The 6,048-nt window shown below is 65.2% G+C and carries 7 protein-coding genes and 1 pseudogene; 6 read left to right on the top strand and 2 right to left on the bottom strand.

The genetic code is table 11. From position 1 onward, the window contains the following. The first annotated feature begins 186 nt into the window (after positions 1-186). From LH128_RS27355 to LH128_RS31595, 6 genes are read left to right on the top strand one after another with little or no spacing between them, the layout of a single operon-like run. Positions 187-495 (top strand): conjugal transfer protein TraD, encoded by a 309-nt coding sequence (locus LH128_RS27355; RefSeq protein WP_008832946.1) that lies wholly within the window; start codon positions 187-189, stop codon positions 493-495. A gap of 37 nt (positions 496-532) precedes the next feature. Beyond that, a complete protein-coding gene (locus LH128_RS27350) occupies positions 533-751 on the top strand; it encodes a conjugal transfer protein TraD (RefSeq protein WP_008832945.1) in 219 nt (72 codons plus the stop codon). Then, complete coding sequence (locus LH128_RS27345) at positions 748-1,425, top strand: YoaK family protein (RefSeq protein ID WP_008832944.1); 678 nt, start codon at positions 748-750, stop codon at positions 1,423-1,425. The genes LH128_RS27350 and LH128_RS27345 overlap by 4 nt, the downstream gene beginning before the upstream one ends. Next, positions 1,422-1,706 (top strand): hypothetical protein, encoded by a 285-nt coding sequence (locus LH128_RS27340; RefSeq protein ID WP_008832943.1) that lies wholly within the window; start codon positions 1,422-1,424, stop codon positions 1,704-1,706. Before LH128_RS27345 ends, LH128_RS27340 begins: the two co-directional genes overlap by 4 nt. A gap of 1 nt (position 1,707) precedes the next feature. Continuing rightward, positions 1,708-3,369: a type IV secretory system conjugative DNA transfer family protein gene (locus LH128_RS27335; protein WP_008832942.1), complete on the top strand. Its 1,662-nt coding sequence runs from the start codon at positions 1,708-1,710 to the stop codon at positions 3,367-3,369. A gap of 32 nt (positions 3,370-3,401) precedes the next feature. Then, positions 3,402-3,881: a hypothetical protein gene (locus LH128_RS31595; RefSeq protein WP_008832941.1), complete on the top strand. Its 480-nt coding sequence runs from the start codon at positions 3,402-3,404 to the stop codon at positions 3,879-3,881. Between the two features lie 46 nt (positions 3,882-3,927). Here the strand turns inward: LH128_RS31595 and LH128_RS27325 are convergent. Both LH128_RS27325 and LH128_RS27320 read right to left on the bottom strand, forming a co-directional pair. Then, positions 3,928-5,592 (bottom strand): annotated as a pseudogene (locus tag LH128_RS27325) (Tn3 family transposase); the annotation flags it as partial. A gap of 53 nt (positions 5,593-5,645) precedes the next feature. Then, on the bottom strand, positions 5,646-6,048 hold a 403-nt coding region (locus LH128_RS27320), incomplete at its 5' end, for a Tn3 family transposase (RefSeq protein WP_008831380.1).

Below are 6,048 nucleotides of genomic sequence, written 5' to 3'. Positions count from 1 at the left end.
TGGTAGATCGCCATGACGCTTCGCACACTGCCTTACTTAGCGCACGTCGGCAACGACGTATAAGCGCGCACTCACATTCTCTGCCGTTCCTGTGATTGACTTCGCCGCATTTCTGGATCGGAACGGTTCCTCGCGCACGCGAACGTGCTACGCTGCGGCTCCATTCATGGGCGCGAGGGAGAGAATATGCGCAAGGTCCGCGACTATGATGCCGAACTGAAGGCGCTGGGCGACAAGGCCCGAGCGCTCAAGGCGAAGAAGGTCCAGCAGCTCGGCGAACTCGTCACGTCAACCGGGGCCGATGCGCTCGATGTCGATGTGCTGGCCGGCGCCCTGCTCCACATTGTCGCCGAAGCACAGGTCGAAGGAAATCGGGAGGCGTGGCGCTCCGATGGCGCTGCCTTCTTTCAGCGGCGCGGGCGCAAAGCTGTCGGCGGTAATGCAGACCATCGTCAGGGCGCAGGCGAAACTCCAACAGGCGACGCTCAGAACTGAAGCCGGACAGCGCCGCCATGACAGCAGGGAATGGGTGATGCGACGCAAGGAACGGACCCGCCACCTGATCGAGCTGGGCGGCCTCGTCCAGAAGGCGGGCCTCGTCGATCTGACCGACGACGATCGCGCCACCCTCTATGGCGCGATGCTCGAACTGGCGGGACGCGCGCGGGGTGAGGATGCCGGCGATGTGCTGGCGCTCTGGAAGCGGCGGGGCAAGCGAGCCTTCGACGCGGAAGCAGAAGGTGCGGCATGACGCGCTATGGTGGCCGGCACTGGCTCCTCGCAATCGGTGTGTCCGCTATCGCCGGCTATGTCGATGCGATCGGCTTCCTGAAACTCGGTGGCCTGTTCGTGTCGTTCATGAGCGGCAATTCGACGCGGATGGCGGTCGGGTTCGTTGCCGAGCCGCATGTCGCCCTCACGGCCGCCCGCCTCCTGGCCGGGTTCGTCGCCGGCGTGATCGCGGGCACGCTGCTGGCGATGGCCGCTGGCCCCTATCGCAAACCCGTGCTGCTGGGCTTCGTCGGCATCGTCCTGGCGCTCGCCGCATCATCGGGCGTGGGACTGTCCGATACGCTCGCGACCACGGCCATGACCGTGGCGATGGGCGGCGCCAACGCGATCTTCCAGCGCGACGGCGAGGTCAGCATCGGCGTCACCTACATGACTGGCGCTCTGGTCAAACTCGGGCAGCGCCTCGCTGCCGCCCTCGTCGGCGGCCCTCGCTGGCAATGGGCGCCCTATCTCGCCTTGTGGGGCGGGTTGATCGCAGGAGCCGCTGCCGGAGCGCTCGCTTATCCGCGTGCCGGCATGGCCAGTCTCTGGATCGCGGTCGCGGCGGCATGGCTGCTGTGCGTCTATGCGGCTCTTCTAGGACCGGCGGAGCGCTTGGCAACACGACAAGATACGATGGCGCGAGAGGTATGAGCATGACGTTAAACATCGACGCGATCCGGCGTGAGGTCCGCGCGCTCGACTATGCACGCGGCAGCTCGGCCGAAGCCGCCCTGTGGCGCGACGACGATGCCGACGCCCGCGCCAATCTCGCGATCGAAGGCATGGCGCTCGAACCGGACGACTGCGCGCTGTTCGACATGCTGCGCGAGGAAGCCGTGCCCCCTCCCCTCGCCACCGCGATCGTCCTCAAGCTGCTCGGCCATCCCGACGCTGCTCCGGCGCTGGCTATCACGCCGATCGAGGCGAAGTGACATGGAGTGGCTGCGCCAGCTCGGCCGAGCGATCCGCAACATCGCCCACATCGCCCGTCACAACCCGATATGGGCGATCACGGCGCTGACCCTCAGCCCGATCGCGCTTGTCCGCCATCTGTTCAAGGTCGCGGTCCTGCTCCTGATCGTCGGCCTGGTCCTCGCCGGCACCATGCAGTTCGTCCTGCACTCGCTGCTCGGCCTGGCCCGCGATTCCCATCTTTACCAGATCGGCATGATGCTGACGTTCCTCGTCATCATCCTCGTCACGCTGCGCGCCCTCTTCCAGCCCCTCATCTTCCAATATGGCGGCCCTGCCGGCGACGACACCCATGGTTCCGCCCGTTTCGCTTCCGATCGCGAAACAAGGCCCCTCGCCCAGGGCGGCGACGGCCTGCTGATCGGCCGCGACCACAAGTCGGGCAGGCTGCTACGCTACGCCGGTCCCGCCCATCTGCTGACGATCGCGCCGACGCGCACCGGCAAGGGCGTGGGCACCATCATCCCCAATCTGCTCGACTATCCCGGCCCGGTCGTCTGCATCGATCCCAAGGGCGAGAATGCCCGCATCACCGCCCGCCATCGCGCCCGCTTCGGCCCGGTCCATGTCCTCGATCCGTTCGATGCGACCGGCCTGCCCTCGGCGGCGTTCAATCCGCTCGATCGCATCGACCCGGACGGCCTCGATCTCGCCGACGACTGCATGACTCTGGCCGACGCGCTGGTCTATGACGCTCCCGGCGAAGCCGGCGAAGCGCATTGGAACGAGGAAGCCAAGGCGCTGATCGCCGGCATCATCCTCGCGATCGTCACCAGCGAGCCGCCGGCGACGCGCACCCTCGCCACGCTGCGCGACCGCCTGACCTTCGCGCCTGCCGCCTTCACGGCGATGCTCGAAGCAATGCAGGCGCAAGGCGGCCTCGCTGCGCGCGCCGCCAACCGGCACCTGGGTAAGTCCGATCGCGAGGGTGCTGGCGTGCTCTCGGCCGCGCAGCGGCATACCCATTTTCTTGATAGCCCGCGCATGACGGCCGTGCTGGGGCATTCGGATTTCACCTTCGCCGATGTGAAAGCGAAGGCCACGACGGTCTACCTGGTGCTGCCGCCCGATCGGCTCGCCACCTATGCCCGCTGGCTGCGCCTGATGCTCGCCCAAGGGCTGACCGATCTGGCCCGCGCGCCGGCTTCGGCCGAACGTCCCGTGCTGTTCCTGCTCGATGAGTTCGCCGCGCTCGGCCGCCTTGAACCCGTCGAACGCGCCATGGGCCTGATGGCCGGCTACGGCATTCAGCTCTGGCCCATCCTGCAGGATGTCCACCAACTCCGCGCGCTCTATGAGCGCCGCGCCGGCACCTTCCTGTCCAACGCCGGCGTGCTGCAGATATTCGGGGTCAACGATCACGACAGCGCCAAGCTCGTCTCCGATCTGCTCGGCCAGGAGACGGTCGTGTTCGAAACGATGAGCCGCGCGATCGACGCGGAGGAAACCGGCATATCGTTTGGATCGCAGCATGTCGGCCGCCCCCTGCTCACGCCCGATGAGGTCCGCACGCTACGCGAGGATCTCCAGCTCCTGTTCCTCTCCGGGCAGCGGCCGATCGTCGCCGCAAAGCTGCGCTACTATGCCGATCGCGAGTTCGCCGGTCGGTTCGACAAGGCGTGATAGAACCTTTTGGAAGGGTGGAGATACTGACAATGCCGAGCAAAATTCCGGCCATCCTCGTTGCCCTCATCGGGGCCGCGCTACCGCTGAGCACTGTATGCGCGGCTTCCAAGCCCGATCCATGGGCGACGCTGACCATCAAGCCGTCCTGGCAGCAGCAGACCCGGATCGAGTTCGGCACAATCAGGCTCGATCCCGATACGCGCCAGCTCCATTATTGGATGCGCCGCACGCAAGGGGAGACGGTGCAGCAGGCCGACAGCCGAACTTGCCGCGCCATGCGCGCCGTGATCGGCGAGATGAAGCAAATCGAACCCCTTCAGCCCGATCCTCCGGGGTTTCAGGACGGCGATCTTCTCATCACGGCGGATGGCACCTGGTACACGCTTGAAGGCCCCGGCAGATACCAGGACAGCCATATGGGCAAGTTCCGGGTGGAGGCCAATGTCGGCACGCCCCTCGCGCGATGGGCACGCCGGGTCGAAGAAGCCCTGGCGCCATGCTGGAAATGATCGACGGGCCGCCTGATAGGGGGCGTTTGCGGGAGGGGGCGGAATCCTACGCTAAGGATTTGGGCCAGCGATATTCCCCGGTTAGATTGATGTGTTCCCATCCCAACGGCGAGACGTGGGCGAGTAGATCAGGCGCGATATGGGTACCGCTGGCGGCCCGGGTATTGACGACCTCGCCGAGCTTCATGGTGTTCCAGAATATGATGATGGCGGCGAGCAGGTTCATTCCGGCGATGCGATAGTGCTGGCCTTCGCCGGATCGATCCCGGATTTCACCTCGGCGGTGGAAGCTGATGGCGCGCTTTAGGGCGTGGTGGGCCTCACCCTTGTTGAGGCCGATCTGAGCCTGGCGCTGGAGGCCGGCATCAAGAATCCAGTCGATCATGAACAGGGTTCGCTCGATGCGGCCCACCTCTCGCAATGCGAGGGCCAGCTCATTCTGGCGCGGGTAAGAGGCGAGCTTGCGAAGAATCTGGCTGGGGGCGACGATCCCCGCTGCGATCGTCGCCATGATGCGCAGGATGTCGGGCCAGTTGCGCTCGATGAGCGGTTCATTGATCTTACCTCCGACCAGCGCTCGCACATTGGCCGGCGTCGCGTTGGGCGTGAAGGCATAGAGTCTTTTCTGAGGGAGATCGCGGATACGGGGGGCGAACCTGTAGCCGAGCAAGGCGCAGGCGGCGAACACATGATCGGTGAAGCCGCCCGTGTCGGCAAAATGCTGGCGAACGCGGCGGCCCGCGTCATTCATGAGCAGCCCGTCCAGGATATAGGGAGCCTCGCTGACCGTTGCCGGGATCACCTGGGTTGCGAACGGCGCATATTGATCGGACACATGGCTGTATCCCTTGAGGCCCGGGACGTTGCCATATTTCGCGTTGATCAGATTCATCGCCTCGCCCTGCTCGGTAGCAAGGAAGAACTGCCCGTCGCTGGATGCCGATTGCCCTTGTCCCCAGAGGGCGGCCATGGGCAGGGCGGCGTGGGCCTCCACGATCATGGCGAGCGCCCGATCATAGGCGCTGCCTTCGACATGCCAGCGCGCGATCCGCAGCAATTCCCAGAAGCTGTGCGTGTTGGTCGCCGCCGCCATCTTGCGCAAACCGAGATTGACGCCTTCCGCCAGCAACACGTTCATCAGGCCGATCCGGTCGCTGCAGGGCGCGCCGGTGCGCAGATGCGTGAACGCCTCGGAAAATCCGGTTCGCTCATCGACTTCCAGCAACAGATCGGTGATCCTCGCGGGCGGGAGCTGTTGATAGAGATCGAGCACGAGATCCTCGGCCCCTTCGGGCGTGTCGGCCCTCAGCTTGTCGATGTGCAGCTTGCCGTTCTCGATGATGCCGCCTGGGATCGTGCCGGTTCGCGCCGCGCGGCCAAACTCCTTCAGCCGTGTATCCAGTCGAGCCCTGCGCTCGGCCAGCCATTCGCCGGGTCGCAGCGGCACGGCGAGCCGCGCGGTCTGCTCTATCGCCTGTGGCGGGACCAGAAGCTGCTTGAGGTCGCCATAGCGGCGCGATCCCGCCAACCATATGTCACCGGACCGGAAGGCGTCGCGGATGTGGAACAGCACCGCGATTTCCCAAAGCCGGTGGTCGCCGCTGGGCTCAGCGCGAAGATGACGATGCCATTTCGAGTTGGGACGTAGAAAATCCACCGGCGGATCGACCTTGATCCCGTTACGCAGCATCGCAACGGCCGCCAGAAGGGGTGACTACACGAAAGTGACGTATCTGCACGGAAAGGGCGAACGGATAGCGAACGTCACGCGGCAAGTAGGGAGTTGACGGCGCGCAGCGGTCGCAAGGCGTCCGGATCGGGTTGATCTTCAACATTCCAGCTATAGTCACCGGTCAGCGAGATATGCTCCCAGCCCAATGGCGCGATGTGGCGTGCGATTTCGTCGGCTGTGCCGATGTCCGCCAGCGCCATTTCGAGATAGCGAGTGTTCCACAAGATGATGGCGGCGACGAGCAGGTTGAGGCCGGAGGCGCGATAGGTCTGGTTCTCGAACCGACGATCGCGCAGTTCGCCGAGCTGGTTGAAGAAGAGCGCGCGGGCGAGCGCGTTGCGGGCTTCGCCTTTGTTGAGGCCCGCCTGGGTGCGCCGGCGCAGGTCGATGTCGCGCAGCCAGTCGAGCATGAAAATGGAGCGTTCGAGGCGGCCC

The sequence above is a fragment of the Sphingomonas sp. LH128 genome (genome assembly GCF_000293195.2).
Lineage (GTDB): Bacteria > Pseudomonadota > Alphaproteobacteria > Sphingomonadales > Sphingomonadaceae > Novosphingobium > Novosphingobium resinovorum_A.
This window is presented reverse-complemented; position numbering and strand designations above follow the sequence as displayed.

Bases quoted from the DNA above. Each gene is read 5' to 3' on its own strand.
- LH128_RS27355 (WP_008832946.1), top strand. From the start codon at position 187: ATGCGCAAGGTCCGCGACTATGATGCCGAACTGAAGGCGCTGGGCGAC.
- LH128_RS27350 (WP_008832945.1), top strand. From the start codon at position 533: ATGCGACGCAAGGAACGGACCCGCCACCTGATCGAGCTGGGCGGCCTC.
- LH128_RS27345 (WP_008832944.1), top strand. From the start codon at position 748: ATGACGCGCTATGGTGGCCGGCACTGGCTCCTCGCAATCGGTGTGTCC.
- LH128_RS27340 (WP_008832943.1), top strand. From the start codon at position 1,422: ATGAGCATGACGTTAAACATCGACGCGATCCGGCGTGAGGTCCGCGCG.
- LH128_RS27335 (WP_008832942.1), top strand. From the start codon at position 1,708: ATGGAGTGGCTGCGCCAGCTCGGCCGAGCGATCCGCAACATCGCCCAC.
- LH128_RS31595 (WP_008832941.1), top strand. From the start codon at position 3,402: ATGCCGAGCAAAATTCCGGCCATCCTCGTTGCCCTCATCGGGGCCGCG.